Origin of the sequence: Streptomyces sp. DH24 (assembly GCF_029813775.1) — a bacterium.
Classification (GTDB): Bacteria; Actinomycetota; Actinomycetes; order Streptomycetales; family Streptomycetaceae; genus Streptomyces.
Genome location: NZ_JARVKW010000024.1, coordinates 48,160 through 66,041, shown reverse-complemented (window position 1 = coordinate 66,041; position 17,882 = coordinate 48,160). Strand labels below are relative to the sequence as shown.

Annotated in this window: 18 protein-coding genes and 2 pseudogenes; 8 read left to right on the top strand and 12 right to left on the bottom strand. The window is 70.4% G+C overall.

Translation table 11 applies throughout. The features are described from left to right. Positions 1–16: 16 nt before the first annotated feature. The 5 genes and pseudogenes from tgmC to QC282_RS20235 all read right to left on the bottom strand — a co-directional run bounded on the left by tgmC (position 17) and on the right by QC282_RS20235 (position 3,357). Positions 17–1,204, bottom strand: a complete 1,188-nt coding sequence (gene tgmC / locus QC282_RS20255) for an ATP-grasp peptide maturase system methyltransferase (RefSeq protein ID WP_279550918.1) — start codon at positions 1,202–1,204, stop codon at positions 17–19. Next, positions 1,194–2,164 (bottom strand): annotated as a pseudogene (gene tgmB, locus QC282_RS20250) (ATP-grasp ribosomal peptide maturase). The gene tgmC and the pseudogene tgmB overlap by 11 nt, the downstream one beginning before the upstream one ends. Further along, positions 2,161–2,463, bottom strand: coding sequence for a putative ATP-grasp-modified RiPP (gene tgmA, locus QC282_RS20245; protein WP_218517892.1), 303 nt, complete (start codon positions 2,461–2,463; stop codon positions 2,161–2,163). The pseudogene tgmB and the gene tgmA overlap by 4 nt, the downstream one beginning before the upstream one ends. A gap of 121 nt (positions 2,464–2,584) precedes the next feature. After that, positions 2,585–2,947 carry a hypothetical protein gene (locus QC282_RS20240; protein ID WP_279550917.1) on the bottom strand — a complete coding sequence of 121 codons (363 nt, stop codon included), beginning with the start codon at positions 2,945–2,947 and terminating at the stop codon, positions 2,585–2,587. After that, positions 2,941–3,357: an ATP-binding protein gene (locus QC282_RS20235; RefSeq protein ID WP_279550959.1), complete on the bottom strand. Its 417-nt coding sequence runs from the start codon at positions 3,355–3,357 to the stop codon at positions 2,941–2,943. Before QC282_RS20235 ends, QC282_RS20240 begins: the two co-directional genes overlap by 7 nt. Positions 3,358–3,610: 253 nt before the next feature. On the opposite strand from QC282_RS20235, the gene QC282_RS20230 reads away from it, so the two are divergent. Continuing rightward, complete coding sequence (locus QC282_RS20230) at positions 3,611–4,864, top strand: helix-turn-helix transcriptional regulator (protein WP_279550916.1); 1,254 nt, start codon at positions 3,611–3,613, stop codon at positions 4,862–4,864. Next, positions 4,849–5,379 carry a GNAT family N-acetyltransferase gene (locus QC282_RS20225; RefSeq protein WP_279550915.1) on the top strand — a complete coding sequence of 177 codons (531 nt, stop codon included), beginning with the start codon at positions 4,849–4,851 and terminating at the stop codon, positions 5,377–5,379. The genes QC282_RS20230 and QC282_RS20225 overlap by 16 nt, the downstream gene beginning before the upstream one ends. 77 nt (positions 5,380–5,456) lie before the next feature. Here QC282_RS20225 and QC282_RS20220 read toward each other — a convergent pair whose 3' ends face one another. The 3 genes from QC282_RS20220 to QC282_RS20210 form a co-directional block, all read right to left on the bottom strand. Continuing rightward, positions 5,457–6,206: an SAVMC3_10250 family protein gene (locus QC282_RS20220; RefSeq protein WP_279550914.1), complete on the bottom strand. Its 750-nt coding sequence runs from the start codon at positions 6,204–6,206 to the stop codon at positions 5,457–5,459. Positions 6,207–6,403: 197 nt separating this feature from the next. Beyond that, entirely contained in the window at positions 6,404–6,910 is a 507-nt protein-coding gene (locus QC282_RS20215; RefSeq protein WP_279550913.1) for a hypothetical protein, read from the bottom strand. A gap of 297 nt (positions 6,911–7,207) precedes the next feature. Beyond that, positions 7,208–7,876, bottom strand: a complete 669-nt coding sequence (locus QC282_RS20210; RefSeq protein WP_279550912.1) for a hypothetical protein — start codon at positions 7,874–7,876, stop codon at positions 7,208–7,210. Between QC282_RS20210 and QC282_RS20205 the strand changes: the two are divergent. Then, a pseudogene (locus tag QC282_RS20205) lies at positions 7,836–8,357 on the top strand (HTTM domain-containing protein); the annotation flags it as partial. The gene QC282_RS20210 and the pseudogene QC282_RS20205 overlap by 41 nt on opposite strands. 58 nt (positions 8,358–8,415) lie before the next feature. Here the strand turns inward: QC282_RS20205 and QC282_RS20200 are convergent. Further along, entirely contained in the window at positions 8,416–8,796 is a 381-nt protein-coding gene (locus QC282_RS20200; RefSeq protein WP_279550958.1) for a DUF393 domain-containing protein, read from the bottom strand. A gap of 254 nt (positions 8,797–9,050) precedes the next feature. On the opposite strand from QC282_RS20200, the gene QC282_RS20195 reads away from it, so the two are divergent. Further along, complete coding sequence (locus QC282_RS20195; protein ID WP_279550911.1) at positions 9,051–9,872, top strand: phosphodiesterase; 822 nt, start codon at positions 9,051–9,053, stop codon at positions 9,870–9,872. Between the two features lie 141 nt (positions 9,873–10,013). Here the strand turns inward: QC282_RS20195 and QC282_RS20190 are convergent, their stop codons facing one another. Both QC282_RS20190 and QC282_RS20185 read right to left on the bottom strand, forming a co-directional pair. Next, positions 10,014–10,700, bottom strand: coding sequence for a hemerythrin domain-containing protein (locus tag QC282_RS20190; protein ID WP_336621080.1), 687 nt, complete (start codon positions 10,698–10,700; stop codon positions 10,014–10,016). A 167-nt stretch (positions 10,701–10,867) separates the two neighbouring features. Then, positions 10,868–11,311, bottom strand: a complete 444-nt coding sequence (locus QC282_RS20185; protein ID WP_279550910.1) for a hypothetical protein — start codon at positions 11,309–11,311, stop codon at positions 10,868–10,870. Between the two features lie 651 nt (positions 11,312–11,962). On the opposite strand from QC282_RS20185, the gene QC282_RS20180 reads away from it, so the two are divergent. The 4 genes from QC282_RS20180 (at position 11,963) to QC282_RS20165 (ending at position 16,392) form a co-directional block, all read left to right on the top strand. After that, on the top strand, positions 11,963–12,355 hold the full coding sequence (locus QC282_RS20180; protein WP_279550909.1) for a hypothetical protein: 393 nt from the start codon (positions 11,963–11,965) through the stop codon (positions 12,353–12,355). A gap of 78 nt (positions 12,356–12,433) precedes the next feature. After that, positions 12,434–13,951: an AarF/ABC1/UbiB kinase family protein gene (locus tag QC282_RS20175; protein WP_279550908.1), complete on the top strand. Its 1,518-nt coding sequence runs from the start codon at positions 12,434–12,436 to the stop codon at positions 13,949–13,951. Between the two features lie 83 nt (positions 13,952–14,034). Next, positions 14,035–15,120 (top strand): polyprenyl synthetase family protein, encoded by a 1,086-nt coding sequence (locus QC282_RS20170; RefSeq protein WP_279550907.1) that lies wholly within the window; start codon positions 14,035–14,037, stop codon positions 15,118–15,120. 192 nt (positions 15,121–15,312) lie between these two features. Next, positions 15,313–16,392, top strand: coding sequence for a terpene synthase family protein (locus tag QC282_RS20165; RefSeq protein WP_279550906.1), 1,080 nt, complete (start codon positions 15,313–15,315; stop codon positions 16,390–16,392). 31 nt (positions 16,393–16,423) lie between these two features. Here QC282_RS20165 and QC282_RS20160 read toward each other — a convergent pair whose 3' ends face one another. Beyond that, entirely contained in the window at positions 16,424–17,785 is a 1,362-nt protein-coding gene (locus tag QC282_RS20160; RefSeq protein WP_279550905.1) for an FAD-dependent oxidoreductase, read from the bottom strand. Positions 17,786–17,882: the final 97 nt, after the last annotated feature.

Sequence of the window (17,882 nt, the reverse complement as noted above, 5' to 3'; positions counted from 1 at the left end):
GTCGGTGGCGGCTGTCTCAGGAGGGTAGCGGCCACTGCGGGCCGTTCGGGTTCCCGAGCCAGACGGCCTGCTGGTGGCGGGAGACGGTCACGCCGAACGCCGCGGTGTTCGGTGAGCCGTGCTCCTCCCAGGTGGCCACCGCCGACTCGATCGCGTCCCACAGGCGGCGAGGGCCGCCCTGCCTGACCTGCCAGCCGCCGTCCGTGCGAGCGAGGACGGCGAAGGAATCGGTAACGCTGTCCAGCAGAAACGTGCTGACCGGGCCGCCATCGACCGCCATCGAGAAGAAACGGGCGTCCGGCGCCGCGAGCTGCGCCATGAACCCCGACCCGGAGCTGGTGAGAAGCTCTGGCCCGCGTACGGCTTTCCGTACCGTTCCGTCGTCGGGGGCCGGCACCATTCCGAGGCTCTCCGGTGCGTCCTGCTGACGGGCGATCATGAAGCTCGGGTCGTCCTCGCTGAACCACCCGCTCGCGCTGTCACCGGTGACGATGAGTTTGACCAGGCCGAGGGAGCGCATCCAGCCGCGAAGGGTGGTGAGGATGAGGCCGCCCGGGCGGACCTGCTCCAGCCAGGCGGGCGGGATGCTGCGGAAGCCGCACGTGGCGATCAGCCGGTCGTACGGGGCTCCGTCGGGGTGGCCGACGCGGCCGTCCCCCACCAGCAGGTGGGGGGTATGACCGGATCCCGTGAGGGCGTGGCCGGCTCGTCGGGCCACGCCCTCGTCCGTCTCGACCGAGGTCACCCTCTCGCTGCCAAGCCGGTGGCACATCAGTGCTGTCGAGTAGCCGGTTCCGGTGCCGATCTCCAGCACATTCATGCCGTCCTGCACATCCAGGTCTTCGAGCATCCGGACCACGAGGCTCGGCAACGTCGACGACGAGGTCGGGGTCGCGTTGCTGATCGGCTTCGGGTCGGCCCAGTCGATGTCCCGGCCGTCGAACTGGGTCATCCATGTCTCGTCGGTGTAGACGAGCCGGAGCCACTTCTCCTTACCGACCGTCTCCTGTGTGACCGGATCCCAGGTGGTGACGCCCGTTGCGTGGTTCTCCCGGTAGAAGCGCGGGATGAACCTGTGGCGGGGCACGGCCTCCACGGCGGCCCGCCACTGCGGCGAGCGCAGCCAGCCATCCTTCTCCAGTTGTCGGGCGAGCCGGCGCCGGAGATCGGCTGCGGCCGTCTCGATGTCGGTTTCACTGGCCACGGAGTCCTCCTTCCAGGAGATCGGTGAGTGCGGCAGTCATCGGCAGACCGGTCGGCGGCTCCATCCATGCCCACTGCCCGGAAGGATTGCACTCGATGAAGATCCACTCACCGCGGTCGGTCAGAGCGAAGTCGAACGCCCCGAAGACGAGCCCGAAGTGCTTCAGATAGGCACGCATCGACCGCTCCACCCGGGTGGCGCGGCAAGCGGCGTGTATGTGTGAGTGCCGTAGTCCGTACGCCAGTCGAGGAGACCGGAGTCGATCCGCACGGCGAAGATCTGCTCGCCGATCACAGTCACCCGGATATCGGCAACCTTGCGCACCCGCTTCTGGAAGAGGTGCATGGTGCCGGACACGGAATCGTCGACCTCGTCGACGGTCACCTCGGTCACGGGGACGGTCTGGGCCTTGCCGTCGACCAGGTAGAGCGGAACCGAAATCGGCTTGAAGATGACGGCACCTTGCGCCTTGATGAAGGCCCGCGCGTCGTCGGGAACGTTGGTGATCAACGTCGGCGGAAGCGTGAAGCCAGCCGCCGCCGCTGCCGCGAGCCCGGCTGGCTTGTACTCGGCGTCGCCGATGCGATTGGGGTGGTTGACGTAAAGGCAGCCGGGCAGCGAGGTCAGGATGCCTCCGAGCCCGTAGCGCGCCTGGGCGACGGCGAACCGTTCGTCCTGCTTGTCGAGGTGGGGGAAGGCAAACCCGGAGGGGCGCCGGTAGTACACGGAACGCACCGCGCCCAGGTCGGCACGTCGGCTCGGTGTCTGCACGCTTCCCCACCAACTGTCGGTGCCGCCGATGGCGGCCGAGCACGACAGGGTGGCGGGGAAGTCACCGGAGTCGAACCGCACGACCGGGACGCCCCGGTCGTGCAGCTCGGCGATCACGAAGTCCGCGGTCGGGTCGTCGAGGTTGGTGACGACCAGGACCGGACGATCGTCGTTCGTCACCAGAGTCACTGGTCCGTGTCGTTCCCCGTGTCGCTGTCCGGGGAGTCGCTGTTGCGGTCACCCTGGCCCGTGGTGCCGGTCGCGGGATTCGTACCGGAGGATGTGCCGTGGCCTGGGGACATGGTGGGCGCCCCGGAAGTGTCGAAGTACCGGGCGGTCTGCGTCTCCGGATCCAGCGTCACCGTCGCGTAGACGGGGCCCTCGACGGGCGGGTACGGGGCGATGCGACGGAGACCCCACGGGGCCGCCGTCAGATGTCCCTGCGGCAGCGGGCTGCCCGTGGGGAATCGATCCATGTGGTTGAACACGGTCTTCCTTCCTGTCAGAAGTTCTGTCCTTCGCCTGACTTGCTCACCCGCACGGCATCGAGGAACACGATCCTGCATGTGCGGGAGTCTCAGGGGCGCCGGGAAGAAGAGGCGCCGGGGCCTACGTCGAAACCGGACCGGGATTCCGCAACCCGTCCAGGACCCGTTGAAGGAGGCTGATGTCCGGTGCGCGGGCCTCGACTGCCAGTCGGCCGTCGCCGTACCAGCGGCTGAGCTGTTGCCGCCACGCGATCTCGGCACGTTGCATCTCCGCACGGATCTCGCCGAGAGCCAGTCCCGACTCGACGCGCAGCCGCACAAGGTCGGCGGGAGTTATCCGGACCGACTCTGGGACAGCAACCACGCCGGTCTCGTCAGACGGACGCGTCGGGCCGAAGGCCAGCTGCACGCACACGTCCGGGAACGGGTCGCCGACCAGTTCCTCCGAGGGCAGGAGTCGTAAGGAGATACGCGAGATCAGCATGCGGCTGGCACCCGCAGCTCTGCCCAGACGAGCTTGCCCCAACGATGCAGGTCGTAGCCCCACCGCCAGCTCAGCGACTCGACCAGGAGCAGACCACGGCCGACCTCCGAGTCACCTTCAGGACAGCCCGGTTCCGGGGTGTCTCGGCACTTGTCGGCAACGCCGATCCGAATCACTTCGGCCGTCTCGCGCCGAATCATCACACGGACCACGCGACAGGGCGTGTGGCTGACGGCGTTGCTGATCAGCTCCGAAACGATCAGAGTGCCTACCTCGGCCAACTCGCCTATGCCCCAGGTGTCCAGAGCCGCGGAGACAAGCAGACGTGCGCGGCGCGCGGATTCCGGCTCGCACGGCACCGTCTCGGTGTAGCCCGGAACACCGGTCGCGGTTGGTTTGGCGGCGGTCATGGTCACGGGGTCATCCCTCCGAGGCTGGGACGCCCGCCCCGCGACGGGTGCGCAGGGGCGGGCCTTCCTCCACGCCATCGAGAGGCAGGAAGGGGAATCTCGCCCGCTCAACGGCTGGTATCGAGTCAACGGCCCTTGGCCGACGGCGAACAGGAAATGTCGCGCCCCGCCGTGCCTCCGCGAACCGGAAGACTTTACGCTCCGGTGACCTCGGGTCTGGTTCGACCAGTGACCACAGGGCTACGGTCGGTCCATGGGAGCGAACGCCATCCTCAAGGGTCGGATGGAGGAACTCGGGCTCACCCAGGAAGAATTGGCTGGTCGGATGAACGCTGCGCTGGCAGAGATCACCGGCAGGCCCGGTGACGTCTCCGACCGCACAATCCGCAACCTCCTCAACGGGACCTCCCGCCGCCCCATCGGACGCACGTGTGCAGCCCTGGAGCGGGTGTTCGGTTGTCTCGTCGAGGACTTAGGGTTCAGCGCACCACGCACCATGCAACACCCGCAGGAGGACCCCGTGCGGCGTCGCACTTTCCTCACCTCAGCGACCGGAAGCGCAGTCGCCGCCGTTCCCTTGGTTGTGCAACGCCGGACCGTCGGCATGTCGGACGTGGCCCGGGTCGCTGCCGGGATGAACGCCCTTGTCGAAGCCGACGACCGCCAGGGCGGACACACGGCACTGGAGAAGGCCGCCGCCCAGGGCCGCACCAAGGTGCTGGAACTACAGCAGCGCAACGCCGGCGAACGCGTCCGCCGAGCCCTGTACGCACTGGCCGCCGAGTACACCACCATCGCCGCCTGGTCCTGCATCGACGCCCGCAATCTCGACCAGGCCCAGAGCTACCTGAACGAATCAGCGACGTACGCCGGCCTCTCCCAGGACGGCCCCACCGAAATGCGGGTCTGGGTCAACCTCTCGATGCTCGCCTACCAGCGGCAGAACTGGCCCGAAGCCCTCGCAGCGGCCCAGGCCGCGCAAGCCTCCTCAGCGGCTCGCCGAGACCCGTTCTTCGACTCGCTGGGCCGAGTCCGCGTCGCCCTCGCGTACGCGGCTCTCGGTGACGGCCGTGCGGGCCTGCGTTCACTGGGATCAGCCCAGGACACTTTCACCAGGGTGGCCGACCGAGAGCGTCCGCGCTGGACCGCCTTCTACGGGCAGGCCGAACTTGACCACCTAGCCGCAATCGTCCAGTTCAACAGCGGACGCCACCCTCATGCCGAAGCCATGGCTCACCGCGCGCTGGCCAGGATCCCGACCGCCTTCCGGCGCAACAAGGCCCTCGCGACGGCCCAGCTCGCCCTAGCACAGCTTCACCAGGGAGAGGCCGAACAGGCCACGGCCTCAGCCACCGACGTCTTCACCATCATGGATGGCGACCCATTGCCCGGCCGTATGCGCACGCTCATGGGCGACTTCCACCGGGGCCTGTTCGTCATGGCTCCCTCCGCCTCCTACGCACGAGACTGGGCAGACCGCATGCGAACCGAATGGAGCCGAGCGTGACCGACCTGCATCACTTCCAGCACGGAAATCTCCCCGAAGCTTTCCGGCAGATGCTCATCGACGTACACGCCGACGCCTACGCCGACCAGATGGACGACCCCTTCCACCAGCGGTTCGCCTGGTTCGTCGATCACTGGACCGGCATGGACGGCTTCTCCTGCGTCGTGGCATACGACGAAGACGAACCGGTCGGCTTCGCCTACGGCGCCCCGCTCGTTCCGGGCCGGGAATGGTGGCGCTCCACCGCGTACAAGCCGAACAACGGCTACTCCTCCACATACGCGGTCTCCGAGGTGATGGTCCGCCCAAGCTGGCGTAAGCAGGGAATTGCCGACCGCCTGCACGAGGCGCTACTCAAGGAACGTACGGAAGACCTCGCCGTGCTACTGGTCGACGTCACACACCCCAAGGTCCAAGCGCTCTACGAAACATGGGGATACGCCAGAGTCGGCGAGCAGCAGCCGTTCGCCGACTCACCGGTGTACGCGATCATGGTCAAAGACCTTCGGGACTGATCGCACGCGGCTGGCACTACGACAGCTAGGCCGTCGCCGACCTTACGAGGCTGGCAGCGCGTGGGGTGGCCACGCAATCACACAAGACTCTGCTCAGAGAACGCCGTCGCGTACTCCACGACCAGTGGGCTCGCCACCAGGCATCGAGAAGTAGTTCCGGTGCTTGGAAGGAGCCCGGTTACACGCGCGTATCCGGTCATCACCGCGGACGTGTCGATGCTGATGTCCTCATCATCCAGGGCGCGCAACAACTCCTGTACACCCCGGCCGTGCAGGTCGGTGGCCGTCCGAGGTGGGTTCTGATCCGTGGACAGCGGGTCACGGTGGCTAGCCAGTGCCTCGACGACCTGCCCGGCCCTGGTGACGAAGGAGGTCCCGAGACTAGACCCGGAGTTCACCACCTCCAAGACAGGACCGTCCACCGAGGTCGGAGCCCAGCCTCGCAGATGCCGGGCTGACCCATGCATCAGCAAACGGCAGCCTTCGGCGGCTGCATGGTCTGCGCCATCTCCACGTACCGAATCCACGAACAGCACGAGATCCTGATGGACACCGCTGAGCGTCACGCACCGAAGCGAGACCTCGAACTGCACCCACTGACCGGGACGCAACTCGGGCTCGGTGTACCAATCCGCAATAAGTTCCAGATATTTGTACACCTCACGCAGGTGCCGCAGCTGGCCTTGCTCCCCGTCCGTGGCCGGCGCGTCCACGTCGATACCGCCGAGTGGAGTGGTCAAGCGAAGGGCACCCGCGCGCGGCACACGCCGTGGCTCAGGCATGAACTGCCTCAGTTTGCTCTCCGACAAATAGACGATCTCACGCAAGGGACGCCCCGTCCGGTGTGCTGGCTACACGACACGTCATACTGCCACGCCGCACTGACACCGGCCGACGTCACAACCCCCGAGTCGGTTGCGCCAGTTGAGCACAGAACATGCATGCTGACTCGATAATGAGCAGGCACGCGACGTACGCCACGATGACCTCGGGGGATGTCATGGAAGACCGGTTTGAGACGGACTCAGCACTGCACCGACTCAGCGAACGGGTGGAGGGCATAGGGGAGGGGCAAGCCCGCCACGAGGGAAAACTCGATGACTTCGAGGACAATCTGCACGTCGTGCGAGCCAACGTCGTCAGGCTCAACAGCGAGGTCACCGAAGTACGCCAGGAGATCGCAGGACTGGAGAGCGCGGTCACCGACACACGCCAAATCCTCGACACCTTCATCGAACAGTACGGCCGCGACCGAGAGGTAGCCAAAGCCCAGGCCGAACTGTCTCGCCTGACAACCGAGTGGCACGCGGACTTCGCACAACGCAAGCACACCCGCGCCCTGGCCCGCGGACTGGTCCACACCCTCACCGCACAGGCTGTCTACAGAAACGTGGTCAACACAACCACAGTGCGAGCCTGCACCGAGGAACGGATGCTCCTCGAACCGACATACTGGCTGGCTCCGGCCGCGATGGCGGTCGCAGCCAAGTTCCGCAACGAGGACGAGCGGGGCGAGCGCGCCCGCGGACACGCCCGCATCCTAGACGCTGCCAAAGCCAGCCTTTTCTTCTCACTGACCTGTTCCCGCCTTGGTGACGAGACCGAAGCAGCCGCCTGGATGGACCTCTACCTCCAGTCGCTCGACCCCGAGGAACTCGGCCAGGAATTCTTCGTCGTCCTGGACGCCATCGCGAGCAAGGAACTGGGAGACAAAGCGCTCGGCTACACCCAGCAGGCCATGGCGCGATGGAGCGGTAGCAGCCTTCGCATTTCGGGCGACATGTACACAGCCGATGACATGAGCGATGGCGCTCAGTGGGAAGCCCGGCTACAGAACCTGCGCGGGCGCATAGCCAAGAACCAGTACACGGCGCTGCGCAAGACATGCGGAGACCAGTGGGACACACTCCGACAGGGCTGGGAACTCGCGACCGTGCCCGACAGAACCCTGGCCTATTTCAGAAGCACGTTCCCAGACGGCCCCGATGGAGTCGACTGGCCCGTCAGCGACGGCCGCCACGTAGAAAGCGCTCTGGAGCGCCTCATCAACCAGCTCGAACCCGACGAGGCAGTCATACGCGAGAAGATTCGCCGGCTTGAGCGCGTCATCGAACACGGGGGAGACCTTCAGGCAGCCGACCGGGCACATAAGTTGTCCCTCGGCCCTGACGCGGAACCGATGACCTTTATGGCGCTCCTCGACCAGGCCGTCTTCGAACCGGAAGAAATACGGCTCGGCCCTCCGGCTCGCCGCATGGCCCTCCGAGCCATCTGGCCGAGCTTGGAGAACGCCGCAAACCGAGTCGTCGCCGACGCCCGGCATCGCCTTCCACATCGCATCACCCTGAGCGTCGCGGGCTGGTCCTGCACCATTCCAACGGACCCACAACTGCTGGTGGAGCCGGGCCCGCTCGTCAATGACCTCGCCGCGCACATAAAGCAACAGACCCAGGTCCACCCTGACCACCGTGGTGCACAACTGCGGCGTGTTCGTCATCGCGGCGCAGGTCTGCTTCCTGTACGGATCGGCCGGCCTCTACAAGGTCCAGGGCTCGTACTGGGCCGACGGCACGGCGCTCCACTACGTGCTGCACCTCGAACTGTTCCAGCCCTGGCCCGCGCTCTCCCACTTCCTCGACCAGTATCCGCTCGTGATCGCGGCCATCAGCTACCTGACCGTTCTCACCCAGGTCGCCTTCCCGTTCGTGCTGTTCGGCAGGCTCAAGTACCCCGTCCTGGCACTGCTGTTGGTCATGCACGTCGGCATCGCGGTCCTGTTGGGGCTGCCGGTCTTCTCGGGCGCCATGATCATCGCGGACGCCGTGTTCCTGCCCGACCGTTTCTACGCCTCCCTGCCCCGCCTGGGGCGACGTACGGCACGACGCCTCGGCGTACGGCTGCCGAGGCCCCGTGAGGAAGCGGGGGCCGGGTCCGTGCCTCCGCGGGCCAGGCCCGAGGCAGGTCTGAAGCTGCGTTGACGGACGGCGGACGGCGGACGGCGGACGGGGTGGAGTCGGCCGTCCGTCGGCTCCACCGTCAGCGGCGGCCCGCGGGGAGGGCGCAGGCCGCGGTCCCGCCCGGCAGCCGGTCGCGGTTGTTCGCGACGATCCTGTAGACGCCATGAGCGGCCCAGCGCAGGGGCGGCAGGGTGAGCAGCGCGCCGAGAACGGCCCACCCCTTGCCTGCCCGCAGCAGCAGCCGGGCGACCGCCTGCGCTCCGCCGTACACCCTCCCGGTGGGCGTGATCCACAGCGCCTCGTACTCGGCCCGTCGCCGAGTGGAGCCGAGGGAAGCCAGGTCGGCGAACTGCCAGGGGGTGATGGAGCAGTCCGGCCGCAGCAGGCGTTCGAGGAAGGTGACGGAGGTCGTACAGAAACGGCAGTCGCCGTCATAAACCAGCACAGGTCGGGTCTGCATGGTCTGCATGGCATCAATCCTGCCTCACCAGGACATCCGGCCGGAGCAGGCCGACCCAGAGCGCTTCCCGTGGTTCATCCTCCGCACCGACCCCGGCCGGCGGCCCGCCCCCCTCGCCACGCGCCGGGTGCCCTGCGGCGTGGCGCAGTCCCGGGCCGGCGCCTTCGGCCGTCACCGTTTCGTTCCGGGGGCCGGGGAAACCCGCCGCAGGACGGTGACGGCCACGGACGGCCACGTTCGGGCGAAGGCCGTTCATGAAGCAGAAGACGGCCGACGGCTGTGTCGGCGCCGTCGTTCACGCCGAGTCCCAGGGGGCCCGCATGGTCATCGACCGGACCGCTCACCGAGTCGCCGACCGTTTGGCCCGGTGGCGCTCCGCACCCGCCCTGCACCCCTACGGCGTGCTGTGCTCGGGAACGCTGGAGGTGCCCGGCCGCGCGGACGGGGAGTGGGGTGTGCCGTGGCTGGACCGGCCCGGCTCCTACCCCGTGACGGTGCGCTGGTCCCGCGCGCTGGGCCTGCCCCGGCCGCTGCCGGACGCCCTGGGTCTGGCCGTCCGGGTCCCGGACACCGACGGCCTCGGCAGCGCGTTCGACGTGCTGTTGACGTCCAGTGGCTCCGGGCGGCTCGGACGGCACCTGCCGCTGCTGCGGCCCGGGGCGCTGGCGGGGCCGTACTCCACCCTGCTGCCCTACCGGGTGGGCGACCGCGAGCGCGTACTGGCGGCCTTTCCCGTCACCGGTGCCGACGGGTCGGCGGACGGCACCCTGCCGACGCTGTGGCAGGAGCTCGACCGCCGGGCCGTCCGCTTCGACCTGCGCGCAGCCGCCGCCGGCGAACCCTGGCGCACCTTCGCCTCGCTGTCCCTGGAGGCCGTGCACACCGCCCCGGCCACCACCACGGTCTCCTACGACCCCTACGCCCACAGCCTGCCCGGACTGCACCCCACCGAACACCTGCGCCGGCTCCGCGACGCCGCGTACGTGGGCTCCCGCCACGGACGGCACGCCGACGCGGGCGACGACCGTTCGGCGCGTCCCCCGGCGGCGGACGCGGACCGGCCGCGCCGGACCTGAGCGGGCACCGGACCCGAGCGTGGCGACGGACGTCCAAGTCGGTCCTGAGCAGGCACCGGACCCGAGCGTGGCGACGGACGTCAGAGTCGGTCCTGAGGGGGCACCGGGCCCGAGTCGGCACCGGTCCTGCGCTGGACGCCGTCAGGCGTGCCCCGCGCGGCGGGCGGCGCGGGCCACCAGTACGGCGGCGCCCGCGGCCACTGCGGCACCGGTGGCCACGAGGGAGGCGCGGCGGGCGACGGGGCCGCCGCCCGGTGCGAGGTCGCGCAGCCGGTCGAGGACGCTGAGGGGGACGCCCAGCAGCACGTTGCCCGACGGGCGGCGGGGGACGCCGGGATGGGGGCGGGTCGGGGCGGTCGCCCGCACCGCTTCCCAGGCGGTGCCGATGCGCCGCAGCCTCCGGTCGCCGAACGCGTCGCGCAGCCGGGGCAGCAGTTCGTCCTCCTCGTCGCGGATGTCCTGGCGGATGAGCGCGAACGCCTGCTGGACCCACTCGGCGCGGCGGGGGTCGTGGGGCGACTGCTCGATCCGCGCGATCAGGTCGTTGATCTCCTGATGCTCCTCCTCGACCCGGCCGGTGAGGTCCTCGCCGCCGGGCGGCACCCGGCGCAGCACCGGCCACAGGACGGTCTCCTCGGCGAAGGCGTGACGGAACACCAGCTGGACGATGTCCTGCCACAGCGCGTCCAGGTCGCCGTCCGGAACACCGCCGGCAGGCCAGCGGTTCATCATCGCGTCAAGCCGCGCGTGGTCCCGGCGCTGGCGCATCAGGATGCTGCGGCCGCCTCCGAGCGCGGCGGCGTCCTGGCGGGAGATCGAGACGGTCACGGTTCACTCCTTGCCTGCGGTGGCGTCCGCCGTGGGCGGGCGGGGTCCGTCCTCCGTGCCGGGCCTGGCCGGTCACTGGGGACCGGGTCCCCACGAAGCGCGTTCCCCACCACCGGTGGCGGACGGGCGGGGCCGACGGGTCCCGCCCTGTGCCCGCCTCCCGCCGGTCACGGGCTGTACCGCTTGAGGTAGAGCTGCTTGCCGTACTCCTGGGCCAGCCACAGACGGCGGTTCTCCCCGTACTCGGCGAGGCTGGGATTGTCGAACGTGTGCGGAGCCTCCGAGTGGGGGTTGACGGTGACCCAGACGCGTTCCAGGCACCAGGCGGGGTGGTGGCCGGCCGGCTCGAAGCGGACGTAGGTCGGGTAGCGGTCGAGGTCGTCGGTGTCCAGCTGGGGCTTGCGCGGGTCGTTGTACGTCGCGTTCTCGACGTTGGAGTCCTCGCCCAGGACGAAGGTCCAGTTGTCGCCCCGTTCGGTGCCACCGCTGGTGCCGTCCGCGCTCAGCAGGAACTCCCGGCCCGCGATGCCCAGGTAGACCCAGCCGTACGTTCCGGCGCGCGGCAGGTCCGCGGTGCGCACGTGCGCCTCGATCTGCGTAATGTCCGCCACTTTTCTCTTCCTTTCACATGCCGCCGCGACGCCGTTGGGCGCCGCGTGGACGAAGTCGCTTCACCCAGACTTATTCCGTTGCCGGGTGCCGCTCGAATCGGCCTTTCGGTGATGTGGCCGAATGAGCCCGCACGCCATTCTGGAGAGTCATATGAGCGACCTTGACGGCCTGTCGGCGGCTGGCTGTCCGCCGCCCGGACGGCCTGCTTTGCGCGGAATTGAAATGCATTGCAGAACGGATTCTCCGTGACCTGTGGCCATTGCGTGACGTATTCGTTGCGGAGCAAATCGGCCATCGGGCGAACGTGGTTGGGCGCGCGAGGGAGTGCACGCCCGGAGTGCGGTCCGTCGCGCGCCAGGCGCGTTCCCGGCCCCGGACCTGCACGCTCCCTCGTTCGAGGTAAAGCGCGCGGGGCGGTGTTTCCGGGAGCGTACGGAGGCAATCATCCAGGCGGCCGGTAAAGCGGCTTCCCCTCTTTTTTCTGTCGGCAATCGCCTTTCCCTGTCGGCAATCGCCGAGGAGTCGCGGCGGAATTGATCCGCCGTCGATCATGTCACCGCCTCTCTCCGCAGGAGGTATTCATGCCCCGCCATTCACGTTCCTCGTTCAGTCATGCCCTCCGTCGAATTGTTCATGCCACCGAGGAACTGGTGGACGACGCGCTGGATCGCGCCGGCGATTTCGAGCGGGGAATGCGTGACTCCTTCAGCAGGGCCCTGGACGACGACCCGTACGACCGCGACGACCACCGCCGCTGCCGTGACCATCACGGGCGCGACCGCGACGACCGCTGGGGCGACCGGTGGGACGATCGCTGGGACGACCGGGGTCGCCACGACCACCGGGACCGGGACCGGGACCGCGACCGGGACCGGGACCGCGACGACCGCCGCGACCCGTATCCGGACGGGCCGCCGGAAGGGGACCGGCGGCGCGACGACCGGCCGCCCGCGCGGGACGGCCGTGGCGCGGACGAGTTCCGGGCCCTCAAGGACCAGCTGTCCCAGCTGGCGAACCGCATCGACCGGATGTCCGGTGCCTGACGCCGGCCGCCCGGCCCGCCGGCCACCCGCCACCCGGTGGACTCCCCCGCGCCGGGTCCGTGGCCGGCGGGAGCCGTGGTGAGCGCCGGCCGCGGCCGGCTGCTGCTGCGGGTCCTCACCCAGCTCGCCCGGCGGGAGGCGGCATGCGTCGCGAAGCCCGCCGGCCGGCCGGCGAACGGCGGGGAGACCACCGCGGTCCGGCGCGCCCGCGACCTCCGTGACGCGCTGGAAGGCCTCGGCCCCTTCTACATCAAGGTCGGCCAGATGCTGGCGACCCGACCCGACATCGTCACGCCGGAAATGATCGACGAGTTCGAGAAGCTCCAGGACCAGGCGGCCCCGGCGCCGTTCACGGACTTCGAACCGGTCCTCACCCAGGAGCTCGGCCCGATGTGGCGGCGTGCCTTCCGCGACATCGACACCCACCACCCGCTGGGCACGGCGTCACTGTCCCAGGTGTACCGGGCCGAGCTGCACTCGGGCCGCCAGGTCGCCGTGAAGATCCAGCGCCCCGGCGTGCGCGAGACGGTGACCGCGGACATGAAGCTGATGGGCACCCTCGCCCGGCTCGTGGCCCGCCGCGCGCGGCGGTTCAGCGAGGTCATCGACGTCGAGGCCATGCTGGGCGTGGTGTTCGACGCCATGCGTCCGGAGCTCGACTTCGTGATGGAGGCCCGCAACATGACGGAGGCCGCCAAGGCGGCCGCCGACTTCGACCACGTCGCCGTGCCCGAGGTCCTGCAGGCCACCCCCCGGGTCCTCGTGCAGAGCCTCGCGCCGGGACGGCCCATCCGGGAGGCGGACCGGGACGCGTTCTCCGCCGAGGAACGCGCGGCGATCGGACGCGACCTGCTGGCGTTCATGTACCGGGGCTACTTCGTCGACTGCGTCTTCCACGCCGACCCGCATCCGGGCAACGTGTTCGTCCACCCGGGCGAGCCGGCCACCCTGATCGACTGGGGCATGGTCGGGCGCATCGACCGGCCCATGAGCACCAGCATCCTGCTCCTGCTGCTGAACCTGGCGATGAACGACGGCGCGGGCACGGCCCGGGCCTGGATCGACATGGGCAGCACCACGTCCTGGACCAACGCGTCGGCGTTCGCGGGCGACATGGCGTCGCTGGTGCCCCAGATCGCCACGGCCTCCCTGGAGGACCTCAACTTCGGCGTCACCCTCACCGCGGTCCTGCAGCACTCCACCCGGCGCGGCATCCGCACCAGCCCCATGGTGTCCGTCCTCGGCAAGTCGTTCGCCAACATCGAGGGGTCCATCCGGCACCTGAGCCCCGAACTGTCCCTGATCGACGTGTTCTCCGACGAACTCATCGGCATCGTCACCGGCCTCGTCAAGGAGACCCTCTCCCCCCAGCAGGCCATCCGCACCGCCCTGGAGGTCATCACCGCGGGGGCCGCCGCACCCCAGCAACTGCGCGGCGTCACCCGGGACCTGTCCAACCGCGACCTGGGCATGCGGATGACCCTCAACCGCCCCCACTCCTCTCCCCGTGAACCGGCCCTGCGCCTGGGCACCGCGGAGGCCGCGCTGACCCTGGGCGCCGCGCTGCTGTGGCGCAACCAGTCGAGGCCGGACTGAGCGCGTCGCCCTCCCCGTCACGCCCCCGGTCCCGAGGCCTCCCCCTCCCCCACCGTCCCCTTCCCGCCTAGGAGTTCAGTCCCGTGGTGAGTCCCGATGCCGTCGTGACGACGGACGCCCTCGTTCTGGCCGGCCTGCGCGCCCGTGTCGACGCCCTCCTCGCCGGTTTCCTCCGCCGCCGGCCCACGACCGTGCCGGCCCAGCGCGCCACGGGTGACGACCTGTCGACGGCGCTCGCCGACTTCGTCCTCGCCCCCGGCAAACGCATCCGCCCCCTGCTGTGCGTCCTGGGCTGGCACGCGGGCGGCGGCAGCGGCGCCGAGGACCGGGTACTGCGGCTGGCCGCGAGCCTGGAGCTGTTCCACGCCTTCGCGCTGGTCCACGACGACATCATGGACGCCAGCGACACACGCCGCGGCCGGCCCAGCGCCCACCGCGCCTTCGCGACCCGGCACGCGGACCGGCGGGACGCCGACGCCTTCGGGACCGGCGCCGCCATCCTGCTGGGCGACCTCGCCCTGGTGCGCGCGGACGAGATGCTGCACACCGTGCGTCTCTCGGCGCGGGAGCAGAAGACCGTCCTGCCCCTGCTGGACGCCATGCGCAACGAGGTCGTCCACGGCCAGTACCTGGACCTGCTGGCCACGGGGGCGCCGAGCGGGGACATCGAGCGGGCCCTGACCGTGAACCGCCTCAAGACCGCGAAGTACACCGTCGAACGGCCCCTGCACCTGGGCGCGGCCCTGGCCGGCGCGGACACCTCCGTGCTGCGCGCCTGCTCGGCGTACGCGATTCCGCTCGGGGAGGCCTTCCAGTTGCGGGACGACCTGCTCGGCGCGTTCGGCGACCCTCGGCTCACCGGCAAGTCCGCCGCCGAGGACCTGCGGTCCGGCAAGGCAACGGTGCTGATGGCACTGGCCGTTCGCCGGGCCGACCGCACGCAGCGGGCCCACCTCGTCCGGATGGTGGGCAATCCGGAGCTGGACGAGAGCGACGCCGCCCGCGTGCGCCTGATCCTCGAACAGACCGGCGCCCGCGACACCGTCGAGCGGATGATCGCCGACCGCTACGGCGACGCGCTGGACGCGCTGGAACGGGCCCGCTTCGCGCCGGGGGTCACGAGCGTCCTGCACCACATCGCGACGGCCGCGGTGCGCCGCACGGCGTAGCCCCGCCCGCACGACGCGCCCCCGCCCGCACGACGCGCCTCCGCCCGCACGGCGCAGCCCGCCCGCACGGCGCAGCCCGCCCGCACGGCGCAGCCCGCCCGCACGGCGCAGCCCGCCCGCTCGGACGCACCGCACCGGCCGGACCACCGACGACCACGAAGCCATGAGCACCCTCGCCGAACAGGAGAAGCAGTGAGCTCCACCGCGCTCGACACACTGCCGTTCTACTGTCCGATCCCGCCCGCCCTCCACCCCGACGTGGACGCCGTCGAACGCCTCGCCCACGCCTGGATCGACGAGTGCGGCCTGTGTCCGACACCGGCGTCGCGGGCCTGGGCGATCGGCACCAACAGCGCCGAGTTCTACGCCCGTTTCGCGCCCCGCGCCGATCTGGAAGGGCTGTTGGTCGCCGTCTGCTGGGTCTACTGGGGCTTCGCGTTCGACGACGCGCGCTGCGACGAGGGCCCGCTGGCCGCCGACCCCGCCGGTTTCGCCGCGATGGCCGGGACCGTGCAGCGGGCGCTGGAGATTCCGGGCCCGCTGCACACCGACGACCGTTACGCCGCCGCGGTGCACGACCTCGGCGAACGCATCCGCTGCTGCGCGGGCCCGGTGCAGAGCCGGCGCTTCCAGCACGCGCACCGGGCCTGGCTCGCCGGCGTGCAGTGGCAGATCGGCAACCGCGCCGCCGGCCGGATGCCCACGCTGGACGACTACCTGACCATGCGCCTGCACTCGGCCGGCGGCGAACCCACGTACGCGCTGCTGGAGATCGCCAACGGGCTGGACGTACCGGCCGCCGAGATGGACTCGCCCGCGGTCTGCGCGCTGACCGAGATGGCGATCCTGGTCGCCGCGCTGGACAACGACCGGCACTCCCTCGCGAAGGAGGCGGGGCGCGGCCAGACCGACCAGAACATCGTCACCGTGCTCATGGCGCAGGAGGCCTTCACTGCCCGTCAGGCCCTGCACGAGGCCGTCGCCCTGCGCGACAGTGTCCTGGACCGCTTCCTCACCCTGCGCGCGGAGATCACCCCCCGCGCCGGCACCGATCTGCGCCGCTACCTCGACGACCTCGGGCACGGCATCCGCGGCAACATCGAATGGGGCCTGCGCGTGCCCCGCTACCTGAGCCTCGCGGACGCGGGCTCGCTCCCGGGCCGGCCGACGGCACCGGAGCAAATGCCCTGGTCCGACCGCCCGTTGAGGGGTGGCCGTGATCCCCAGCGCCTGCCGTCGATCTCGTGGTGGTGGCAGGACCTCGCCCTGTGAGGCCCGCCACTGTCCGCCGGGCCCGCGCTGCTCAGCAGCCCCCGGAGGAACCCGGGGCGGCCGTGCCGATGTCGAGCGTGGCCGGCCCCCCGCAGCACCCCCCGCCCGGCTCCTCCGCGTCGGCCGGCTCGTCGAAGAGGCCCGCGCCGCCGCAGACGCCGGTTTCCGGGAGGGTCAGTTCGACGCGTCCGGCGGCGTCGTGGTCGCCGGCGAGGGCCGCGGCGACGGAGCGGACCTGCTCGTAGCCGGTCATGGCGAGGAACGTGGGCGCGCGGCCGTAGGACTTCATGCCGACGAGGTGGATGTCCCGCTCGGGGTGGGAGAGTTCGGCCACGCCGTGCGGGTAGACCGTGCCGCAGGAGTGCACGTTCGGGTCGATGAGCGGGGCGAGCGCGGTGGGCGCCTGGAGGCGTTCGTCGAGGCCGAGGCGGACCTCGGAGAGGAACGACAGGTCGGGCCGGAAGCCGGTCAGGACGATCACCTCGTCCACCGGGGCCGACCGGCGGCCGTCCTCCGCGACGAGGACGAGCCGGTCGCCGTCCCGTTCGACGGCCGCGGTGCGGAAGCCGGTGACCGCGCTCGCGTGCCCGGCCTCCACGGCGGCCTTGGCGCGCAGGCCGAGGGCGCCGCGGGCGGGCAGCTGGTCGGCCTCGCCGCCGCCGAAGGTGTTCGCGCCGAGGCCGCGGCGCAGCACCCACACCGCGTGCGTACCGTCCTCCTGCTCCGCCAGGCCGGCGAGGCCCGCCAGGGCGGTGAACGCGGACGCGCCCGAGCCCACGACGGCGGTGCGGCGGCCCGCGTAACGGGCGCGTACGGCGGGGTCGTCGAGGTCGGGGACGCGGTAGGAGACGTGGTCGGCGGCGGCCCTCTCGCCGAGTGCGGGCAGGCCGTCGGCGCCGAGCGGGCCGGGCGTGGACCACGTGCCGGAGGCGTCCAGGACGGCCCGCGCGGTGATCAGCTCCTCGTGTCCCCCGGCGGTCGTCACGTGCACGGTGAACGGCTGGTCCTCGCGGCCCGAGTCGACGATGCGGTCCCGGCCGGCCCGCGCGACGCCGGTCACCGTGACGCCGTAGCGGACCCGGTCGCCCAGGGCGTCGGCGAGCGGCTGGAGGTAGCGCTCGGCCCAGTCGCCGCCGGTCGGGTAGGCCGCGCCGTCCGGCCGTACCCAGCCGGTCGGGGCGAGCAGCTTCTCGGCGGCCGGGTCGATCACCTCGGACCACGGGGAGAACAGCCGCACGTGCGCCCAGTCGCGCACGGCGGTACCGGCGGACGGGCCGGCCTCCAGGACCAGCGGTCGCAGGCCCCGTCCGGCCAGGTGGGCGGCGGCGGCCAGGCCGACGGGGCCTGCTCCGATCACGACGACGGGCAACTCGGTGGATACGGGCGCGGTCACGGCGACTCCTCGCGTGTTTCGACGTTTGTCGATGGCTTGGTGATGTCAGGGTGGCACCTGTATCGAGGGTCGTCAACATAGACAGCCATCGAAGTCG